At 67.7% G+C, this 20,434-nt stretch carries 23 protein-coding genes; 15 read left to right on the top strand and 8 right to left on the bottom strand.

Annotated elements, in window-relative coordinates:
* Positions 1-15: 15 nt before the first annotated feature.
* From HWX07_RS07905 to HWX07_RS07870, 8 genes are all read right to left on the bottom strand, one after another.
* Positions 16-804, bottom strand: a complete 789-nt coding sequence (locus HWX07_RS07905; RefSeq protein WP_175875870.1) for an SDR family NAD(P)-dependent oxidoreductase — start codon at positions 802-804, stop codon at positions 16-18.
* A gap of 95 nt (positions 805-899) precedes the next feature.
* Positions 900-2,078 carry an L-rhamnonate dehydratase gene (rhmD, locus tag HWX07_RS07900; protein WP_175875869.1) on the bottom strand — a complete coding sequence of 393 codons (1,179 nt, stop codon included), beginning with the start codon at positions 2,076-2,078 and terminating at the stop codon, positions 900-902.
* Between the two features lie 104 nt (positions 2,079-2,182).
* Entirely contained in the window at positions 2,183-3,118 is a 936-nt protein-coding gene (locus HWX07_RS07895) for a dihydrodipicolinate synthase family protein (RefSeq protein WP_043886348.1), read from the bottom strand.
* Positions 3,119-3,196: 78 nt separating this feature from the next.
* The gene (locus HWX07_RS07890) at positions 3,197-4,081 is read right to left on the bottom strand and encodes a glycosyltransferase family 2 protein (RefSeq protein ID WP_175875868.1); all 885 of its coding nucleotides are present in this window, start codon (positions 4,079-4,081) and stop codon (positions 3,197-3,199) included.
* 154 nt (positions 4,082-4,235) lie between these two features.
* On the bottom strand, positions 4,236-4,937 hold the full coding sequence (locus tag HWX07_RS07885) for a GntR family transcriptional regulator (RefSeq protein WP_011549803.1): 702 nt from the start codon (positions 4,935-4,937) through the stop codon (positions 4,236-4,238).
* A gap of 90 nt (positions 4,938-5,027) precedes the next feature.
* On the bottom strand, positions 5,028-5,843 hold the full coding sequence (locus HWX07_RS07880) for an aspartate/glutamate racemase family protein (RefSeq protein WP_175875867.1): 816 nt from the start codon (positions 5,841-5,843) through the stop codon (positions 5,028-5,030).
* Positions 5,840-7,084 (bottom strand): D-amino acid dehydrogenase, encoded by a 1,245-nt coding sequence (locus HWX07_RS07875; RefSeq protein WP_244129950.1) that lies wholly within the window; start codon positions 7,082-7,084, stop codon positions 5,840-5,842. Before HWX07_RS07875 ends, HWX07_RS07880 begins: the two co-directional genes overlap by 4 nt.
* A gap of 17 nt (positions 7,085-7,101) precedes the next feature.
* The gene (locus HWX07_RS07870; RefSeq protein ID WP_175876157.1) at positions 7,102-7,452 is read right to left on the bottom strand and encodes a RidA family protein; all 351 of its coding nucleotides are present in this window, start codon (positions 7,450-7,452) and stop codon (positions 7,102-7,104) included.
* A gap of 318 nt (positions 7,453-7,770) precedes the next feature.
* Between HWX07_RS07870 and HWX07_RS07865 the strand changes: the two genes are divergently transcribed.
* The 15 genes from HWX07_RS07865 (at position 7,771) to HWX07_RS07795 (ending at position 20,400) form a co-directional block, all read left to right on the top strand.
* On the top strand, positions 7,771-8,871 hold the full coding sequence (locus tag HWX07_RS07865; RefSeq protein ID WP_175875865.1) for an ABC transporter substrate-binding protein: 1,101 nt from the start codon (positions 7,771-7,773) through the stop codon (positions 8,869-8,871).
* 36 nt (positions 8,872-8,907) lie between these two features.
* Positions 8,908-9,801 carry a branched-chain amino acid ABC transporter permease gene (locus HWX07_RS07860; RefSeq protein ID WP_027806307.1) on the top strand — a complete coding sequence of 298 codons (894 nt, stop codon included), beginning with the start codon at positions 8,908-8,910 and terminating at the stop codon, positions 9,799-9,801.
* The gene (locus tag HWX07_RS07855; protein WP_175875864.1) at positions 9,794-10,681 is read left to right on the top strand and encodes a branched-chain amino acid ABC transporter permease; all 888 of its coding nucleotides are present in this window, start codon (positions 9,794-9,796) and stop codon (positions 10,679-10,681) included. Before HWX07_RS07860 ends, HWX07_RS07855 begins: the two co-directional genes overlap by 8 nt.
* Positions 10,678-11,463 carry an ABC transporter ATP-binding protein gene (locus HWX07_RS07850; protein ID WP_175875863.1) on the top strand — a complete coding sequence of 262 codons (786 nt, stop codon included), beginning with the start codon at positions 10,678-10,680 and terminating at the stop codon, positions 11,461-11,463. Before HWX07_RS07855 ends, HWX07_RS07850 begins: the two co-directional genes overlap by 4 nt.
* Positions 11,460-12,179 (top strand): ABC transporter ATP-binding protein, encoded by a 720-nt coding sequence (locus tag HWX07_RS07845; RefSeq protein WP_175875862.1) that lies wholly within the window; start codon positions 11,460-11,462, stop codon positions 12,177-12,179. Before HWX07_RS07850 ends, HWX07_RS07845 begins: the two co-directional genes overlap by 4 nt.
* Positions 12,176-13,573: an MFS transporter gene (locus HWX07_RS07840; RefSeq protein WP_175875861.1), complete on the top strand. Its 1,398-nt coding sequence runs from the start codon at positions 12,176-12,178 to the stop codon at positions 13,571-13,573. Before HWX07_RS07845 ends, HWX07_RS07840 begins: the two co-directional genes overlap by 4 nt.
* 110 nt (positions 13,574-13,683) lie before the next feature.
* Positions 13,684-14,580, top strand: coding sequence for a glucose-1-phosphate thymidylyltransferase RfbA (rfbA, locus tag HWX07_RS07835; RefSeq protein WP_175875860.1), 897 nt, complete (start codon positions 13,684-13,686; stop codon positions 14,578-14,580).
* Positions 14,577-15,158: a dTDP-4-dehydrorhamnose 3,5-epimerase gene (gene rfbC, locus HWX07_RS07830; protein ID WP_124478871.1), complete on the top strand. Its 582-nt coding sequence runs from the start codon at positions 14,577-14,579 to the stop codon at positions 15,156-15,158. The genes rfbA and rfbC overlap by 4 nt, the downstream gene beginning before the upstream one ends.
* Positions 15,155-16,039, top strand: coding sequence for a dTDP-4-dehydrorhamnose reductase (gene rfbD / locus HWX07_RS07825; protein WP_175875859.1), 885 nt, complete (start codon positions 15,155-15,157; stop codon positions 16,037-16,039). Before rfbC ends, rfbD begins: the two co-directional genes overlap by 4 nt.
* A complete protein-coding gene (gene rfbB, locus HWX07_RS07820; RefSeq protein ID WP_175875858.1) occupies positions 16,036-17,052 on the top strand; it encodes a dTDP-glucose 4,6-dehydratase in 1,017 nt (338 codons plus the stop codon). The genes rfbD and rfbB overlap by 4 nt, the downstream gene beginning before the upstream one ends.
* A gap of 247 nt (positions 17,053-17,299) precedes the next feature.
* Positions 17,300-17,491 carry a hypothetical protein gene (locus HWX07_RS07815; RefSeq protein ID WP_175875857.1) on the top strand — a complete coding sequence of 64 codons (192 nt, stop codon included), beginning with the start codon at positions 17,300-17,302 and terminating at the stop codon, positions 17,489-17,491.
* Positions 17,492-17,856: 365 nt separating this feature from the next.
* Positions 17,857-18,300 carry an Hsp20/alpha crystallin family protein gene (locus HWX07_RS07810; RefSeq protein ID WP_027806315.1) on the top strand — a complete coding sequence of 148 codons (444 nt, stop codon included), beginning with the start codon at positions 17,857-17,859 and terminating at the stop codon, positions 18,298-18,300.
* Positions 18,301-18,336: 36 nt separating this feature from the next.
* Complete coding sequence (locus HWX07_RS07805) at positions 18,337-18,762, top strand: Hsp20/alpha crystallin family protein (RefSeq protein ID WP_074808693.1); 426 nt, start codon at positions 18,337-18,339, stop codon at positions 18,760-18,762.
* Between the two features lie 169 nt (positions 18,763-18,931).
* Positions 18,932-19,222 carry a hypothetical protein gene (locus HWX07_RS07800; RefSeq protein ID WP_175875856.1) on the top strand — a complete coding sequence of 97 codons (291 nt, stop codon included), beginning with the start codon at positions 18,932-18,934 and terminating at the stop codon, positions 19,220-19,222.
* Positions 19,223-19,476: 254 nt separating this feature from the next.
* The gene (locus tag HWX07_RS07795; protein ID WP_027806319.1) at positions 19,477-20,400 is read left to right on the top strand and encodes a LysR family transcriptional regulator; all 924 of its coding nucleotides are present in this window, start codon (positions 19,477-19,479) and stop codon (positions 20,398-20,400) included.
* The last annotated feature ends 34 nt before the right edge of the window (positions 20,401-20,434 follow it).

Below are 20,434 nucleotides of genomic sequence, written 5' to 3'. Positions count from 1 at the left end.
CCATGCCTCGTCGTTTCACTGCAGGTTCACGTACATGCCGCCGTCGACGAGCAGCGCGGCGCCGTTCACGTAGCGCGCCATGTCGGACGCGAGAAACACGACGCAGTCGGCGACGTCGTCCGGCTCGCCGAGGCGCCCGAGCGGAATCCGGCGCTCGAAGTACTCGGTCTTGCCGGGCGCGGCGAGATCGTCGTCATTGATTTCGGTCCGGATCGTGCCAGGCAGCACCGAATTGCAGCGAATCCGGTGCGGTGCGAGCGCGACCGCGCACGACTGCATCAGTGCATGGACGCCGGCCTTGGTCGGCGTGTAGTGCGTCTGCATGCCGCCGCCGACCAGCGCGCTGATCGAGCTGGTCGCGACGATCGCGCCGCCGTGCCCTTGCGCGGCCATTTGCCGGGCGACGGCCTGGGTCATGTAGAACGCGCCGTGCAGGTTCACTTCCATCGTTCTTTGCAGCAGTTGGGGCGGCAAGTCCAGGAAGCCGTGGAACGGGCAGATTCCGGCGTTGCTTGCCAGCACGTCGATCCGGCCGAATCGCTCGACCGCCGCCGCGACCAGCGCGTTTGCCGTGTCGGGCCGTGCGACGTCGCCCGGCACGGCCAGCGCGTCGCGTCCCGTCGCGCGGATCGCGTCGACGAGCGCGTCGATCTCGTGCTCGGCCTGCGCGGGCAGCAGCGGGTTCGTCCAGTAGTTGACGACGATGTCGGCGCCATGCCGCGCACACGCCAGCGCGATCGCACGGCCGATCCCGCGCGATCCGCCCGTCACGACGACGATCCTGTCTTCGAGCAACCTCGTCATTGCGCCCTCCTCTGCTTCGACCGTCGCGCGCTGCGCAGCGGCTGCCGCGCCGTTCGAGCCGGCGCATCACGATGCGGATGCACGCATCCGCGCGCTCAGTGTTCGTACGGGCGCTGCATGCGCACGTCCGGATTCAGGCGCACGCCGAACCCGGGGGTGTCGGGCACCTTCATCCGCCCGCCGACCGGCACCGGTTCGTCGAGCAGCAGCGGATCGAACATCGGCACGACGCGATCCGCCTGCGGCGCCATCATCAGGAATTCGGCGAACGGGCTGTTGTGGCGCGTCGCGACGAAGTGATAGCTGTAGACCGACGAGCCGTGCGGAATCACCAGCACGCCGCGCGCGTCGGCGAGCGCCGAGATCCGGATCAGCTCGGTGAGGCCGCCGCACCAGCCGACGTCCGGCTGGATGATGTCGCAGCACTCCATCTCCAGCAGCATGCGGAAGCCCCAGCGGGTCGCCTCGTGCTCGCCGGTCGTGACGAGCATGCCGCGCGGCACGTCACGGCGCAGCTTCGCATAGCCCCAATAGTCGTCGGGCGGCAGGCATTCCTCGATCCATTTCAGGCCAAGCGCATGCGCTTCGTGCGCGAGCCGCGTCGCATACGGCACGTCGAGGCTCATCCAGCAGTCGAGCATCAGCCAGAAATCGGCGCCGACACGCGAACGCATGTCGGCAAGCGCGTCGAGATTGCGGCGCAGGCCGGCCTCTCCCTCGGCCGGGCCGTGATGCAACGGCAGCTTGCCGCCGACGAAGCCCATCTCCTTCGCGAGATCGGGCCGGGCGCCGGTCGCGTAGAACTCGAGCTCGTCGCGTACCTTGCCGCCGAGCAACTGGTGCACGGGCTCCCGCCGGACCTTGGCGAGCAGATCCCACAGCGCGAGATCGACGCCGGAAATCGCATTGAGCACGACACCCTTGCGCCCGTAGTACAGCGTCGCGTGGAACATCTGATCCCACATCTTCTCGATGTCGGTCACGCGCTGCCCTTCGATGAAGCGCGCGAGATGCCGCTCGACGATGAAAGCGCCGATCTCGCCGCCGGTCGTCACCGCAAAGCCGACCGTGCCGTCGCTGGCCTCGACCTCGATCACGAGCGTGCCGAGCACGTTGATGCCGAACGACTGGCGGCTTTGCCGGTATTCGGGGTAGCGCGACATCGGCGTCGCGATGTGGTCGTCGATCCAGTGACCGGCATCCTGATCGTGGTAGTCGGCACCGCCACCACGCACCGTCAGCGCGCGGACCGCGCGTATCGTCGGCATGCTCATTCTTCGGGTTCCTTGGTTGGGTCATCGAGTACGGCGGCCACGCGTACGCGTCGTGCGCACGGACCGTGGCGGAAATCGCGACGTCGTCCTGCAAGGCGGACGCATCAGCGTGCCCAGCGCAGCACCAGCGCGTCGAGCCGTCGCGCGATCTCGATCAGGCCCGCGCGCGTGGCCGGATGCAGCGGCGCGAGCGGACGGCGCGGCGCGTCCGAGGCGATCACGCCGCCCTCCTTCATCAGCGCCTTCGCCGCCAGCAGGCCGGCCTGACGGTTCTCGTAATTGATCAACGGCAGCCATTGCTCGTACTGGGCGACCGCCTCGTCGCGCTGCCCGGCGAGATACGCGGCGAGAATCGGCCGCAGCCCGTCCGGATAACCGCCGCCGAGGATGCTGCCGGTCGCGCCCGCATCGAGATCGGCGAGCAGCGTGATCGCTTCCTCGCCGTCGAACGGCCCCTCGATCGCGTCGCCGCCGAGCGCGATCAGCTCGCGCAGCTTCGCCGCGGACTGCGGCACCTCGATCTTGAAATAGCGCAGATTCGGAATCGTGTGCGCGATGCGCGCCAGAAACGCGGCCGATACCTGCGTGCCGCTCATCGGCGCATCCTGGTACATGATCGGAATCGCGATTGCGTCGGAAAGCTCCGCATAGAACTGCTCGATCGCGGCTTCGCCGCAACGGATCGTCGCGCCGTGGTACGGCGGCATCACCATCACCATCGACGCACCGGCCGCCTGGGCGGCGCGGCTGCGCGCCGCGCAAATCGCCGGACTGAAGTGCGTGGTCGTCACGATCACCGGCACGCGCCCCGCCACGTGCTCGAGGATCGCCGCGATGAGCCGCTCGCGTTCGTCGTCGGTCAACGAAAACTGCTCCGAGTAGTTCGCCAGGATGCACAGGCCATCCGCTCCCGCGTCGATGATGAAGTCGACACAGCGCTTCTGGCCCGGCATGTCGATCTCGCCCGACTCGGTGAAGATCGTCGGCGCGACGGAGAACGCGCCTGTATAGCGGCGGTGAATCGGCGTAGGCAAGCTCATCTGGAATCCTCTCTTATAATCAGTGATCCGAATTGTATGGCGCGTTCTTCGTGCGCCGATACCGCGATAAATCACGCGTCACACGCGCCCGTACCGCCCTCGCAGCCCGTCCGTCACGCCGCAATAGATCGCCTTCAGCTTCAGCCGCTTGTTGCGCGCATGCAGCAGCACGAACGCGACGTGCTTGAGCGTGATGAGATTGATCAGCAGCATCGCCGGATAGCGCCGCCAGTAGTCGCGCGCGACGAGGATGCAGTTGCGCGCCGCATAGTAGTGGCGCAGCGCGCTCTGATCGAAGATCTCGACACGCGGCCAGTGCTGCTGCGCGGACGGGCTGCCGAGTTCGTGGGGCAGCGACACGTCGGCGTTGACGCACACCGGCACGCCGTGCGCCTGCGCGCGCATGCAGTATTCCGCATCGACGTGGTCGATGAAAAAGTCCTCGCGGAAGCGGCCGAGTGCGCGATACGCATCGAGCGAGATCGCGGTGCCCGACGAGATGATGACCGAGCACGACAGCAGGCCGTGCGCGCCGCCTTGGATCGGCGTGATCTGCGCGGACCAGCGGCGCACCGTGAACAACGGCAGGTCGCGTTGAAAATTGCGGTTGAAGATCCGCGGGCCGACCAGGAAGCGGCTGTCGCCCACCCGCGCGCAGCCGGCCAGCATGCGATCGAAATAGTCGTCCGGAACGTGCGAATCCTGGTCGAAGATGAAGAAGACGTCGCAGCCGCGGCCGATCAGGAATTCGACGCCGGCGTTGAACGCGCCGGCGATACCGCCGCGATTGTGATTCGGGATCACGTCGACGCCGCCTGCGGCGAGCCGTGCGTACAGCGCGGGATCGGCGCCGGGCGAATTGTCGACCGCGACGACGGCAGGGCTTTTCGCGGGCAAGGTCAGCAAATGCTCGATCTGGGCCGCGGAGGGTTTATACAGCGTGACCAACGTACCGTGTGGCATGACGGCACCTCGTGACGATCAAGTAGCGATGTGCCGCACCGGTCGATCCGGGCGGCCCGTCCTCCTTTGCACGACTGCTTGTCTCGTCGACCGGCCGGCCCTGCCCGTTCGCGTGCGGCACGCGAGCGTCGCACGCACTGCAGCCGGTCTTTCCTTATTTTGCGTACAGCTTGACGACGCTCGCCTGGACGACGCGCGTGATCTCTTCCATCCGCCAGCGGATATGCGTGTCCGTCAGCGTCGTGCAGCGCGCCGCATCGCGTTCGGCAAGCGCGTCGAGAATCTCGAGATGCTCGGTAAACGCCTCGTTGCGTCGCTGATCGACGTCGACCCAGCGCACGTAGTGAATCCGCGCGTTGATCCCTTGCAGCACCCGGCCGATCTCGGCATTGCCCGACAACGCGGCGAGCTCCAGGTGAAACTGCTCGTCCTTGACGACCAGCTCGGCCGACGACATCCGCGCGGCATTCTTCATCACCTGCTTCCAGAAGCGACGCAACGCCTTGATGTCGTTGTCCGACGCACGCTCGCACGCGAGCATCACCGCGGTCGTCTCGATCGAGCGACGCAATTCGAACAGATCGAACACATCCTTCCCCTCCAGTTCTCGAATGAAGAAACCGCGGTTCGGCACGAACACCAGCAAATTTTCGGCAACGAGCCGGTTCAGCGCCTCGCGAATCGGCGTGCGACTCACGTTGAAGCGCTCGGCAAGCTCCAGCTCGTTGAACCGTTCGCCCGGCCGGATCTCGTACAGCACGGCCATCTGTTTCAACTGCTCGTAAATCTCGTTGACCGTGAGACCCGTGCGCGTGGGCGCCGCGGTCTCCCGGCCAGCCATAACGGAAGTCGACATCTCGTCTCCTGGTTCCACCTGTTGTCACCGCGCGTCATTATCCATCGGCAAATTGCCCGCGCGCGTCTATTTACCTGCATGAGCCATGCATCAGCGCATCAGCAGGCTGCCGAAGCCCGGCACGGGATCGTCGACGCCCGCGAGCCGCAGTGCGTGCCATGCGAGCGCGTGATTGCTCGACAGCACGGGTTTGCCCGCTCGCGTCTCGATGTCGGCCAGTGCATCGACGATGCGCAGGCTCGTGCACGACACGAATACCGCATCGACGGCCGGATCAGCGGCGAGCGTCAGCACCGCGTGCTCGATCGACGCGCGCTCGATCCGGGCGACCTCGTTGTCGTCGCGGTGCTCGAACGAGCCCACCCGCACGATATCGACGCCGCGCGCACGCAGGTACGCGGCCATCGCATCGTTGATCGTGCGCTCGTATGGCGTCAGCAGCGCGACGCCGCGCGCGCCGAGCGCCGTCAGCGCGACGCGTGCCGCGGTAATCGGCGTGGTGCACGCGACGCCGGGCCGCGCCTCGCGAATGCGCTCGAAGACGCGCTCCTCGCCGAGCACCATCGACGCCGACGTGCAGCCGAACGCCACGACGTCGAGGCGCTCGCCCGGCCGGATCAACTCGACCGCCGCGCAGATGCCACCGTCCATCCGCGCGAGCGTTTCGGCCGTGATCTCGGCCGAATTCGCGATCCGGCTTTCGTAGAACGCGACGCCATCGATGGCCAGCAGACGTCGCCACTCGTATTCGATCGTATGATCGGTCGCCAGCACGACGAGGCCGATCGCCGCGCGCCGCGCGATGCCGGCGTCGAGCGAGAAATCGAAGCGGGCGTACGCATCGCGCGCCGGGCCGGCACCGACGCCCGGATCGGACGTCTGGGGGGTAGACAGAAGTTCGCTCATTGCAGGGTCATCCCGGTGATGTCGATGTCGGGCCGCTTGCCGTGAATCAGATCCGCGACGATCTTCGCGGTGCCGCACGACATGGTCCAGCCCATATGGCCGTGGCCGGTGTTGAAAAACAGGTTGCGATGCCGGGATGCGCCGATGATCGGCGTGCCCTCCGGCGTCATCGGGCGCAACCCGGCCCAGTACGACGGCTTCGAATAGTCGGCGCCGTTCGGGAACAGTGCCTGCGCGGTCGCGAGCATGTGCGCGAAATCGCCCGGCGAATGCGTGGTGTCGTAACCGCTGAATTCGGCGGTCGCGGTCAGCCTCAGCCGGTCGCCGAACCGCGCCCAAGCGACGAGCTGGTTCTCCTCGACGCCGCCGAGCGCCGGCGGCTCGTGCGTATCGCCGATCGGCAGCGTGACCGAGTACCCCTTGACCGGATAGATCGGCAGCCGATAGCCGAGCGCGCGTGCGACGAACGGCGAATACGCGCCGAGCGCGAGCACGTATCGATCGCCGCTCACGCGGCCCTGCGACGTCTCGACGTAGTCGATCGCGTCGGCGCTCGCGCGCACGCCGTCGATCGACGTGCCGAAGCGGAATTCGACGCCGAGCGCGCGGCAGCGCTCGGCGAGCGCGCGCGTGAACAGATGCGCGTCGCCGCTCTCGTCGCTCGGGCAATGGATCGCGCCCGCGATCCCGGCCACCGCGTGGCGCAGCGCCGGCTCGCGTTCGACGGTGGCCCGCGCATCCAGGATGTCGAGCGGCAGGCCGTTGTCGGTCAGGATCCGCATGTTCGCGACGCCGCGTTCGAACGATGCGGGATCGCGATACAGGTACAACAGCCCGCCGCTCGTCCGGTCATATTCGAGCAGCTCGTCGTGCGTCGCCTGCTGAAGCCGCTGCTGCGCATAACGGCACAGTCGCACCTTGATCGACGTGTTGCGGCGCGAGCGCTCGGCCGTGCAGTTCTGCAGGAACAGCGCGCACCAGGCCCACATGCGCCAGTCGGGCGTCCATTTGAGCCGCAGCGCCTGGCCGTCGGCGAACAGCGACTTGAAGAGGATCTTCGGTGCGCGCGGCGACGCCCAGGTATACGAATGGCCAGGCGCGATCAATCCCGCATTCGCGAAGCTGGTTTCGAGCGCGACGCCGTCGCGACGTTCGATCACCGTCACCTCGTCGCCCGCCTTCGCGAGAAAATATGCAGTGGTCACGCCGACGATGCCGCCGCCGAGCACGATCGTCTTCATCGTCAGGTTCTCCTGTACTAGCTCGCGGCAATCGCCGCGATCTCGACCGTGTACTGCGGAAACGCGAGCTTCGATTCGACGCACGCGCGTGCCGGCGCGTCGCCCTGCGGCACCCACGCGTCCCACACACTGTTCATCTCGGCGAAGCTGCGATAGTCGGCCAGCCAGATGCTCGCGGACACGATCCGGCGCTTGTCGAGCCCCGCGTCTTCCAGCAGCCGGTCGATCTTGTCGAGGATCTGACGGGTCTGCCCCGCCACGTCGAGCGACGTGTCGTCCGCCACCTGGCCCGCGACGAAGGCCAGCCCGCCCGCGACCACCAGTTGGCTCATCCGTTCACCCACGCCGTATCGCTTGATCTCCACCATCTGACTGCCCTCCCAGGCCGTGTCGAGTTGGGCAGATTTAAGCACTGCAATTCACCTCTGTATACACTTTTTTCGTAAATATTCTCGATTGCTCCACATTGGAGCGCGCGTGCACCACGGCTATTCGCGATCTTTATCTGCGTGCATAAATGCATGAAAACAGGGCGATTTTTCTGTCATTCACAGGGTTTTTACGATTCTTCACAGCAACTCGAAAATTTATTTGCAATCGAATTTTGATCTGTGATTCTGTCGACACTTCTGTATATCAAACCATGCCGCCAGCCGTGCGGCCGACCATGCGACGGGAGAACGAAGATGAAGGCAAGTCAGTGGAGTGTCGGTATCTGGATCGCGCTCGGTGCGCTTGCGTCGGGCGCTGCGCATGCCGACCTCAGCGTGGGCGCGGTGCTGCCGCTGACCGGCGCGAGTGCGTCCATCGGCGAAGACCAGCGCCGCGGCATCGAACTCGCCGTCGCGCAGATCAATGCGAAAGGCGGCGTGCTGGGCCAGAAGCTCGCCGTGCGCATCGAGGATTCGGGCGGCTCGGCCAATACCGCGCTCGACGCCGCGCGCAAGCTCGCGACCGTCGAGCACGTGCCGGTCGTGCTCGGCGAATTCTCGTCGTCGGTGACGATTCCGGTCGGGCAGTTCCTGGTGCGTCAGGGCGACGTGCACATCAACATCGGCTCGTCGAGTCAGCAAGTGCGCAAGATCGGCGCGGGCTCGTTCAGCGTGATCGGGCTGGACGACCTGTCCGCGCGCTTCGCCGCGCAGGACGTGTATGCCCGCAAGCTGCGCCGCATCGCGCTGATCGCGCCGAACAACGGCTACGGCCAGGGCATCGCGGGCGAATTCAAGAAACGTTTCGAGGCGCTCGGCGGCACGGTGGTGTCGACGGTGCTCTACACGGAAGGACAATCGACCTATCGCCGCGAACTGGAGCAGGCGTCGCGCGCGCAGCCCGACGCGTATGTCTACAGCGCCTATGGCCAGGAGGCCGCGACGCTGAACCGGCAGGCATTCGAGATGCGGCTCAACCAGCATCCGTGGTACGGCATCTACCTGACGATGTGCACGAGCGACACGCCAGCGCAGATCGCGCAAGGCCAGATCGGCCTCGAGGTCGCCGCGCTCGGCGCGGGCGCGAAAGCGTATGCGAGCGCCTATCAGGCCGCGTACAACGAGGCTCCGCGATCGGCGTTCGGCAGCTATGCGTATGACGCGACGCTGTTGTCCGCCGCCGCGATCGGCCGCGCGCAATCCAGCGACCCGGCGAAGATTCGCACGGCGCTCGCGGCGTTGGGCAAGTCGTATACCGGCGTGACCGGCGCGATCGCGTTCGATGCCGACGGCCAGCGGGAAGTCCAGCCCTACGAGAAGGTGATCTACCGCCAATCGGTCGTCGCGCAGCAGTGAGCGACCGCCCGCCTGGATGAACCCGAGGACCTCGCCATGCTGTCATTCATTGTCGACGTATTGATCCGCACCGCCGATCTGCTGCTGGTGTCGGTCGGCCTGTCGACGCTCTATTCGTTGATCCGCTTTCCCAACATCGCGCATGTCCAGTACGCGATGCTCGGCGCATTCGCGACGCTCTGGCTGGAGCGCGCGGGGATGCCGTTCGCACTCGCGACGGTCGTGTCCTGCGTGCTGATCGGCACGGCCGCGACGCTGCTGAACCTGTTCGTGTTCGCGAGGCTGCTGCGTTCGGGCAGCGCGGTGGCGATGATCGGCTCGCTCGCGATCTCGATGCTCGCGGTCGCGCTGGTGCTCGGCATCGCCGGCTCGCGGCCGCAGCAGTATGCGCAGGACGTGCATCCGCCGATGGTGATTGCCGGCGTCGCGCTGTCCGTGCCGCAGTTGGGCTCGATCGCATGCGGCGCCGGCGCGCTCGCGATATTCGCGGCGCTGCTGTACCGCACCGGCCTCGGCCGGGCGATGCGTGCGCTCGCCTCGAATCGCGCACTGGCGCTCGCGACCGGCATCGACGCGACCCGCGTGACCAACGTGATCACGTTCGCGAGCGGCGTGCTGGCGGCGCTCGGCGGCACGATGCTCGGCGCCACCGAGAGCGTGCACGTGAATCTCGGCTACGGGTTGCTGATCCCGGTGTTTTCCGCGGCGATCCTGGGCGGTCTCGGCAATCCGCTCGGCGCCGCGGCCGGCGCGCTGCTGATCGCGGTGGCCGAAACCGTCGCGCTGAACGTCGATTTCGGCGGGCTCGTCGACCGGCCGATGCAGTTCTTTCCGGTCGAGTACGTCGGCGCGGTGTCGTTCGCGATCCTGCTCGTCGCCCTGATCTTCCGGCCCTACGGCATCTTCGATCGGGAGGTACGACGTGTCTAGCTTCGTCATCCATCTGCTGACCGTCGGCTGCCTGTACGCGACGATGGCGCTCGGGCTGAACCTGCAGGCCGGCTATGCGGGGCTCGTCAATTTCGGCTTCATTGCGTTCAGCGGGCTCGGCGCGTACGCGGCCGGCATCGCGTCGCAGCTCGGCTGGCCGTTGCCTTCGGCGCTGGCGCTCGCGCTGGCCGCCGCGGGGGCGCTGGCGATCGTCGTCGCGCGGCTCGGGCGACAGCTCTCCGCCGACTACTGGGGGATCGCGACGCTCGCGATCGCCGAGATCCTGCGCACGATCGCGCTCAACGAAAGCTGGCTGACCGGCGGCGCGCAAGGCATCGGCGGCATCGCGCCGCTGTTCCCCGGGCTGCGGGCGCCGTGGGCCGATCTCGCGTTTCTCGCGGTCTCGGCCGGCTGCCTCGCGCTCACCTACGCGACCTACCTGCGCCTGACCGCGAGCCGCTTCGGCCGGGCGCTGAAGGTGATGCGCGAAGAACCCGCGCTCGCCGTCTGCTTCGGCTACGATCCGCTCGCGCTGAAGACGCGTGCGAGCATCGCGGGGGCGCTTCCCGCCGCGCTCGCCGGGGCGCTCGCCGCGTGGTACATCGGCTATGTCGGGCCGGACGCGATGATCGCGTCCGAGACCTTCGCGCTCTGGACCGTCGTGATGGTCGGCGGCCTCGGCAGCCACGTGGGCGTGCTGGTCGGCACGCTGATCGTGCAGGCCGTCTACGCGCTGGCGCCGTTTCTCAAGGACTGGCTCGAGGTCGGCAGCGACCTGACCGGCGCGGTGCGGCTGGGTCTCGTCGGCCTGATGCTGCTCGCGTGCGTGCTCTGGCGCCCCCACGGGCTCGTGCCGGAGCGCCTGGAGGTGCGGCCATGAGCGCGCTGCTCGATCTCGACGGCGTGACGATCCGCTACGGCGAGAACGTCGTCCTGTCCGGCGTCACGCTGTCGGTCGACGGCGGCGAGATTGTCGGGCTCCTCGGCCCGAACGGCTCCGGCAAGAGCACCGCGCTCAACGCGATCACCGGCTTCGCGCCGCTCGCGGCGGGCGCGATCCGCTTCGACGGCCAGCGGATCGACGCGCTGTCGCCGCACCGGATCGCCCGGCTGGGGGTGCGCCGCACGTTCCAGTTGCCGTCGATGCCCGCGCGCATGTCGGTACTCGAACTCGCGATGGCGGCTTCGTCCGCGCGCCACGGCATCGCCGCCGCCCTCTGGCGCGGTCGGGCGACGCGCGCCCTCGATGCCGATACCCGTGCGCGCGCCGCCGCGCTGCTGGACGAGCTGAAACTGTCGGGCGTCGCGCACCTTTCCGCCGCGTCGATCTCCGGCGGCCAGAAGAAGCTGCTGGGCATCGCGTGCGCGATGATGACCGAGCCCAAGCTGCTGCTGCTCGACGAACCGACCGCCGGCGTGCACCCGAACCTGCGCGGCGAATTGATCGACGCGCTGCAACGGATTCGCGAACAGGGCGTCACGCTGGTCGTCATCGAGCACGACATGCATTTCATCCGCGAGCTGTGCGACCGCTGCGTCGTGCTGGACCGCGGCGTGACGATCGCGAACTGCCGCCCGGCCGAGCTGGAGCGCAACCGTCGCGTACTCGATGCGTATCTCGGGCGCGCCCATGCCGCCACTCGCCCGCTGGAGGCGTCATGATCGACGTGCGCGAACTCGTCGCCGGCTACACACCCGAAGTCGATATCCTGCACGGCGTGTCGCTCACGGTCGGCGCGATCGACATCGTGACGATCCTCGGCCCGAACGGCTGCGGAAAATCGACGCTGCTGAAGGCGATCGCGGGCTTCGTGCTGCCGCGCGCCGGCAGCGTGACGATCCAGGGCACGGACGTGGCGCGCATGCCGGTCCATCGCAAGATCCGCGAATACGGCATCGGCTTCGTGCCGCAGACCGACAACGTGTTCGCGTCGCTGACCGTGCGGGAGAACCTGATGCTCGGCGGCCAGTCGATGTCGGCGTTTCCGCGCGAGGCGCGCATCGACGAGCTGTGCGAGCAGTACCCGGTGCTGCGGCGTCGCCACCGGTCGCTGGCGGGCGCATTGTCCGGCGGCGAGCGGCAAATCGTGTCGCTCGCCCGCGCGCTGATGCCGCGCCCGGTGTTGCTGCTGCTCGACGAGCCGTCGGCGGGCCTGTCCCCGAAGATGGTCGACGAGGTGTTCGACGCGATCGTCCGGATGCGCGACACCGAGCACGTCGGCGTGCTGATGGTCGAGCAGAATGCGATCGAGGCGCTGCGCATCGCGGATCGCGGCATCGTGCTGACGATGGGGCGCGTCGCGCTCGAAGGCTCCGCTGCCGAGCTGCTCGACAGCGACGAGATGCGGCGCCTGTACCTCGGCGGGCGGGCCGCATGAGCGGCGGGCGCGCGGCGCCGGCCGCCGGCGCATACGCCTCCGCGGCGGCACGCCCCGTGCTCGTGATGGTCGCGCTCGCGTGCGGCTTCGTGATGGCCATGCTCGACGTGACGATCGTCAACGTCGCGCTGAAGGCGATGGAAACCAGCCTGTCGATGTCGCTGACCGCGCTGGTGTGGGTCGTCGATGCGTACACGCTGAGCTTCGCGGCACTGCTGCTGCTCGGCGGCGCGCTCGCTAACCGCTACGGGTCGAAAGCCGTCTACGTCGCCGGGCTCGCGCTGTTCGTCGGCGCGTCGGTGCTGTGCGCGGCCGCGCAGTCCAGCGGCGCACTGGTCGCGGCGCGCCTCGCACAGGGCGTCGGCGCGGCGCTCTTCATGCCGAGTTCGCTGAGCCTGCTCACGCTCGCGTTCCCGCCGGGACCGACGCGCACGCGGATGATCGGCATCTGGGGTGCGCTGGTGTCGGCCGCGATGGCGCTCGGCCCCTGCGTCGGCGGCGTGCTGGTCGACGCGATCGGCTGGCGCGGCATCTTCTGGGTGAACCTGCCGGTCGGTGCCGCCGGCCTGTGGCTCACGTACCGGCATATCGCGCGGGCGCCGCGCCATCCCGGCCCGTTGAATGCGCTCGGCCATCTGTTCGGGGCGCTGGCGCTCGCCGCGCTGAGCTTCACGCTGATCGAAGGGCCCGGCGCCGGTTGGCGTTCGCCGGCGATCCTCGCCGGCGTGGCCGTGACGTTGGCCGCCACCGCGGCATTTGCATTGCGCGAGCGCTACGCGGCCTCGCGCATCCTGTCGCCGGCGCTGCTCGCGAACCGGCGTTTCGTCGCCGGCAGCACGCTGGGCCTCGCGATCAACTTCGGCATTCTCGCCGAGATCTTCTTGTTGAGCCTGTATTTGCAGAACGTCCGCGGCGCGAGCGCACTCGTGGCCGGATTCGAGCTGTTTCCGCTGATGGCGATGTTCGGCATCGGCAATCTCGCGTCCGCGAAGGTCAGCGCCCGGCTCGGCGCGCGCCGCACGCTGCTCACCGGGCTCGCGCTCGCCGCGCTCGGCAGCGTGGCGCTCGTCGGCGTCGCGGCGATGCCGTATCCGGTGCTGGCGCTGGCGGTCGGCCTCGCGAACTTCGGCGCCGGCCAGGCCATTCCGGCGATGAACCTCGTCGTGATGCAGTCGGCCGATGCGGCGGACGCGAACCTCGCCGCCGCGTCGTTGAACGCGAGCCGGCAGATCGGTTCGCTCGTGGGTATCGCGATCGCATCGGTGATCCTGCACGTGGTCGACGATCCGGACCGCGCGACGGCCGTCGGCTTCGCGGTGATCGCCGCGCTGTACGCGCTCGGCTTCGCGATCGTGTTTCGTGCGATTCACGCCGGGGCCGCCGAGCAGCCGTAGCCGGGCGCGTACGGGTATCGACGGCAATCTGGCGCAACCGGGCGCGATCGGCGCATTCGGTGTATTTCGCGTATCACGCACGCATTTTTCCTCTTGCAGCGAGGGACCTCATGCAAACAGCGATTGGCCGTAAAGGACTGATTCTGGCGGGCGGCTCGGGCACCCGGCTCCATCCGCTCACGCATTCGGTATCGAAGCAGTTGATGCCGGTGTACGACAAACCGATGATCTATTACCCGCTCAGCACGATCATGCTGTCGGGCATCCGCGACGTGCTGATCATCTCGACGCCGCGCGATCTGGACGCGTTCCAGCAACTGCTCGGCGACGGCAGCCAGTGGGGCATGAGCTTTTCGTATGCGGTGCAGCCGAGCCCCGACGGGCTTGCCCAGGCGTTCGTGATCGGCGCGCCGTTCATCGGTCGGGACGCGGCGACGCTCGTGCTCGGCGACAACATCTATCACGGGCCCGCGCTGTCGTCGCTGCTGCAGCAAGCCGCCGCACGGACCGCCGGCGCGACCGTGTTCGGCTATTACGTGCGCGATCCGGAGCGCTACGGCGTCGTGTCGTTCGATGTGGATGGCCGCGCGATCGACCTCGAGGAGAAACCGCGCGAGCCGAAATCGAACTACGCGGTCACGGGCCTCTATTTCTACGACAACGACGTCGTCGAACTGGCGAAGGCCGTGCGGCCGTCCGCGCGCGGCGAGCTGGAAATCACCGACCTGAACCTCGCGTATCTCGCGCGCGGCGCGCTGAACGTCGAGATACTCGGGCGCGGCTACGCATGGCTCGACACCGGCACGCACGAATCGCTGCTCGACGCGGCCAATTTCATCCAGGTGATGCAGGCGCGGCAGGGCCTGCAGATCGCGTGTCCGGAGGAAATCGCGTACCGGCTCGGCTGGATCGATGCGGAGCAGCTCGAAACGCTCGCCCACAAGCTCGCGAAAAGCGGTTACGGCCGCTATCTGCTCGATCTGCTGAGCAAGGAGGTCGCCGCATGACACGGGTAATCGAGACGCCGTTGCCCGGCGTGCTGCTGATCGAGCCCGGCGTGTTCGGCGATGCACGCGGCTTTTTCGTCGAAAGCTTCCGGGCAAGCTGGCTGCGCGACGCAGGCGTCGACGCCACCTTCGTGCAGGACAACCAGTCGCGCTCGCGGCGCGGCGTGCTGCGCGGGCTGCACTACCAGCGGGTGAATCCGCAAGGCAAATTGGTGCACGCGGCGCGCGGCGCGGTCTACGACGTCGCCGTCGACATCCGGCGCGGCTCGCCGTCCTTCGGCCGCTGGTTCGGCGCGCTGCTCGACGACGTATCGCACCGCATGCTATGGATTCCGCCCGGCTTCGCGCATGGCTTCTGCGTGTTGTCCGACGAGGCCGACTTCGCGTACAAGTGCACGCAGTACTACGATCCCGATTCGGATGCGGGCGTGCGCTGGGACGATCCGGCGATCGGCATCGACTGGCCGGATTCCGGCGCACCGTATCAGTTGTCGGACAAGGATCGTCGGCAGCCGCCGCTCGCCGAACTCGCCGCCGGCGCGCCGGGGATGCTGCCGGCCTACGGGAGCGCGCGATGACGATCGTCGTGACCGGCGCACTGGGCCAGGTCGGCCGCGAACTGGTGTTGCGCGCGGGCGAGCAGCCGCTCGTCGGGCTGTCGCGCGCCGCGCTCGACATCGCCGACGCAGGGGCGGTGCGCCGCGCGCTCGACGAACACCGGGCCGCGCTCGTGATCAATGCCGCCGGATGGACCGCCGTCGACCGCGCGGAGGCCGAGCCCGACGCCGCGTGGCGGGCGAACCGCGACGGGCCGGCCGTGCTGGCCGACGCGTGCGCCGCGCGCGGCATTCCGTTGCTCCACCTGTCGACCGACTATGTGTTCGATGGCCGCCTGCCCGGCCCGTACGCGGAAACCGCCGCCGTTGCGCCGCTCGGCGTGTACGGTCGCAGCAAGCTCGCGGGCGAGGACGCGGTGCGCGAGCGGTTGCCCGACCGTCATCTGATTCTGCGCGTCGCCTGGGTATTCGGCGCGCACGGCGGCAATTTCGTGCGCACGATGCTGCGCCTGGCGCGCGAGCGCGAGGTCGTCGGCGTCGTCGCCGATCAGTACGGCGGCCCGACGCATGCCGGTGCGATCGCCGACGCGCTGCTGACGATCGCGGCGCGCTACCGGGCCGATGAAGCGCTGCGCTGGGGCACCTATCACCTGTGCGGCACGCCCGTGACCACGTGGCACGGCTTCGCCGAGGCGATCTTCACCGAGGCGCGGCGCACCGGCCTCATCGACCGCGTGCCGTTCGTCCGTCCGATCCGGACCGACGCCTATCCGTTGCCTGCGCCGAGACCGGCGAACTCCGCGCTCGACTGCAGCCTCCTGCGAGAACACTTCGGGGTCGAATCGCCTTCGTGGATCGCGGGTCTCACCGACGTGTTTGCCACCTGGAAGCAAACTTCATGAGCTATCGACCGAAACATGTTCTCGTGACGGGTGGTGCCGGTTTCATCGGCGCCAATTTCGTTCGTCATCTGCTCGAAAGCGACCCGCAGGTCAGCGTCACCACGCTGGATTTGCTGACCTACGCGGGCAGCCTCGACAATCTCGGCGACGACCTGCCGGGCGCCGATCGCCATCACTTCGTCCTCGGCGACATCTGCGACCGGCCGCTCGTCGAGTCGCTGCTGCGCGACCATGCGATCGACACCGTGGTCCACTTCGCGGCCGAAAGCCACGTCGACCGCTCGATCGACGGCCCCGGCGAATTCGTCCGCACGAACGTGCTCGGCACCTGGACGCTGCTCGATGCGTGCCGCCAGCTGTGGTTGAACGATCAGAAACTCGGCCGGGCCGACGCCCACGCGCGACGGCGCTTTCACCATATCGGCACCGACGAGGTGTACGGCTCGCTGGGCCCCGACGATCCGCCGTTTTGCGAAACGACGCCCTATGCGCCGAATTCTCCGTACTCGGCCACCAAGGCAAGCTCGGATCACCTCGTGCGAGCGTATTTCCATACGTACGGCTTGCCCGTCACCACGACGAACTGCTCGAACAATTACGGGCCCCGCCAGCACGGCGAAAAGTTCATTCCGACCGTGATCCGTCATTGCGTCGAAGGCACCGACATCCCCGTGTACGGCGACGGCGCGAACGTGCGCGACTGGCTGTACGTCGACGACCATTGCCGCGCGATCGACGCGGTCATCCGGCGCGGGACGATCGGCGAAACCTACACCGTCGGCGGCTGCAACGAATGGCGCAACGTCGACATCGTCGCGCTGATCTGCACGCTGCTCGACGCGCGACGGCCCGAACATGCGCCGCATGCGCGCCTCGTCCGGTTCGTCACCGATCGCGCCGGTCACGACCGGCGGTATGCGATCGATGCGGGCAAGCTCGCTCGCGAGTTGCAATGGCGGCCGGCGGAGAGCTTCGAAACGGGGATCGTGAAGACGCTGGATTGGTATCTATAGGCGGCCGCGCTCGTCCGGTGTACGTCGCGCCGTGCCGAGGGCAGAGGCCAATGGCAAAGCCATGCTTGCCGACGATATCGCGCGAACCTTTCAATTTGACAGATTCGTCGTCCGTAGCAGATGGCGTCTGACCTTCCGTGCCCCGGGGCGACGTTGCCCCTCGCTGCGGGGGGCGCCGCACGCGCGGCCCGCGCCTTGCTCACCTGCAACGTGCGCAACATCCCAGGTTGCGACCAAGGAGAGCAAGATGACACGTCAACAGCCACAGGCAGACAAGCAGACAGGTAACGAGAAGCCCGCGGAGAAACGCGACGATGAGCAGCAGACGTTCGAAACCGATATTTCGGAAACCGGCGAAGACGGCACCACGGTGCGTCAGGCCGAGGTTCGCGAGGACGACCTGTCCGAAGTGAAGCCGCCGTCCGGGCCGTCGCGCTGAACAGATGGACGCGACGGCGCAGGTACGCCGCCGCGTCTTTTCCAGCGTGCCGTTGCAAATTCCGCCCTCCATCGCCGTGCGCCGGTCCGCGCAAGTCCGCCATGTCGGACCCAGCCATCTCGACGTCGACCCTGCCGGTCGCTCCGACGATGAGTCCGCCACATGGCGCGCCCACGTATCGACAAAGTGCCGTCGCCCTCCCCCTTGAAATTCACTCGACGTATCCTATTTTAGGTATCGCTCAAGGCAGTCGCGGTTGACGCGCTGCGTGTTTCGATTTGTTAGTCAGCGACCCTGTCGCGGATGGACGAACTGGAGCGCGTGGTCCGGTTCGTCCCTTCGCACGGGGGCAACAGGAGCCAATCATGAGCGATATCTTTTTCCCCACCGATCTGCTGGCGGAATTCGACCGCCTGCAACGGCAGATGGCCAGCGCGTTCACGGGCTTTCCGGCCAGCCTGCGCGCGCCGCGGCCCGGTACGTTTCCACCGGTCAATATCGGCAGCACCGACGACACGATCGAGATCGTCGCGTTCGCGCCGGGGCTCGACCCCGCGAAGATCGACATCTCCGTCGATCGCCGGCTTCTGACGATCAGCGGCGAGCGTACTCCCCCGGACGATGGCGCGACCGACGACGAGCGGCGCATCTACGCGAACGAGCGTTTCATGGGCGCGTTCCGCCGCGTGGTCGAGCTGCCGCAGCATGCGGACCCCGACAAGATCGAAGCCCGCTATACGAACGGCTGCCTGACGATCAGCGTCGGCAAGTCGGAAGCCTCGAAGCCGCGGGCGATTACCGTCCAGTAAACAGCACGACGTCACGAACGCATGACGGAGGACATCATGAGTGACACGAACACGACCGAACTGACCACCCGTCCGGCCGAGACGCGAACGGCCGTGACGAACCGAGAAGCGGCTCAGCGCGACACGCCGCGCACGCGGATCGCGCCGGCCGTGGACATCGTCGAGGACGCGCACGGCATCACGCTGTACGCGGACCTGCCGGGCGTGCCGCGCGACAAGCTCGACGTCCGCGTGCACGACGGCAGCCTCGCCATCGAAGCGGAGGCCGTCATTCCGACGCCACCGGGTTTGCGTCTGCAGCACGGCGAAGTGCAGCATCCGCACTTCTCGCGCGCCTTCACGCTCAGCCCGGATTTCGACGTGTCGCGCATCGACGCGCAACTACGCGACGGCGTGCTGAAACTGAGCATCCCGCGGCGCGAGGAAGCGAAGCCGCGGCGGATTCAGGTGATGGCGGGGTGAGTGGACGCGCCGGGTGCGTGTCATCGCCCCGGCGCGATCCGCGCCGCTTCGTACGCCGGGTGTGGGCATCCCGCGCTTACGCTCGCGGCGTGAAGGGCTGGCGCTCCGCTTGCGCGGCGGCGCCAGCCCGTCGTCACACCTGTCGCATTTCCCCTGCAGGAGGCATCCCATGCATACCAACAGGACGATCGAACATGGCGGATATATGGTCCGGGCCGTGGTAACGGACACGGAGACGGGCCGCTACTCGGCGACGGCGATCCTCACGGATCGCGACGGTGAAACCCGGACGCTCGGCGTCGACGGCGACTTCACCGATACCCGCGAAGCCTGCGACCAGGCGCTCGAACTCGCGCTTGCATGGATCCAGCGACGGTCGGTCGTGTCGGACCGGTATGTCAGACGATATCGAGCCGGGCCGAGCAACGATCCGGATCGTGGGCGGCGCGCACGACGCTAGTCACCACACACGTTGAGCGTGCTGCTGGCGCCGGCCCGGGTGGCCGGCGCCAGCGTCGAAACATTGCCCGGCCAAAAGCGATACGGTACATCGGGAAGCGGCGCCGGGACGACCGATTCGCGGCGCGACCCGCGGGATACCCGCCAGCCGGCCGGCTACCGCACCACGCCAACGCCGCCGCACGGACGACTCCACACCATGACGCCAGCGGAATCATGCAAAATGCTGCGCATCTGAGCGGCGGAGAGTGACCGGTGGGCATCAATTTCGATTTGACGGACTTGCAGGCGTTTCGCGCGGTCGTGGAAACGGGCAGTTTCCGCAAGGCTGCCGAAGCGGTCAGCCTCTCGCAGCCTGCGTTGAGCCGTCGGATCGACAAGCTCGAGGACGCGCTCGGCGTGCGGCTCTTCGAGCGCACCACGCGCCGCGTCGCCCTCACCACCGTCGGCCGCGTGTTCGCGCAGAGCGCCGAACAACTGCTCGACGATCTCGACGCCGCGCTGCTCGGCATCCGCGACGTGTCGTCGAGCCGCCTGGGCCATGTGACGATCGCCTGCGTGCCGTCGGTCGCCTACTACTTCCTGCCGCCCATCATCGCCCGCTATCATCAGCGCTTTCCGCGCATCCGGGTGAAGCTGCTCGACGCCAGCGCCAACGAGGTGCTGGGCGCCGTCATCAGTGGCGAGGCGGATTTCGGCGTGAGCTTCATCGGCAGCCAGGAGGCGGAGGTCGAGTTCAAGGTGCTGCTCCAGGAACGGTTCGTCGCCGCCTGTCGCCGCGACCACCCGCTCGCGCGCAAGAAGCGCGTGACCTGGAACGAACTCTACGAGCACGATTACGTGTCGGTGGACAAGACGTCCGGCAACCGCCTGCTGCTCGACCAGGCCTTGGCGGCCGTCGCGCCGCGCACGCCAAGCGTGTGCGAGGCGCGCCACGTCACGACCTTGCTTGGCCTGATCGAGGCGGGGCTCGGCGTCGCCGCGGTGCCGTCGATGGCGATGCCGGGGCATGACCACCCTGTCCTCACGAGCGTGCCGCTCGTCGAGCCGGCCGTGAAGCGGCGCGTGGGCATCGTCAAGCGGCGCGGGCGCTCGCTGACGCCGGCCGCCGAGGCATTTCACCGGATGATCGTCGACGCGAAGCGCGGCGACGCCGCCGGCAACGGTACATCGGCATGAAGACGACGGAACGGAAACGAAGGAAGACCGCATC

Source organism: Burkholderia sp. BCC0097 (genome assembly GCF_902832985.1).
GTDB classification, from domain to species: domain Bacteria; phylum Pseudomonadota; class Gammaproteobacteria; order Burkholderiales; family Burkholderiaceae; genus Burkholderia; species Burkholderia orbicola.
The sequence above is the reverse complement of the archived record's forward strand: the minus strand, read 5'-3'. Positions and strand labels throughout refer to the sequence as shown.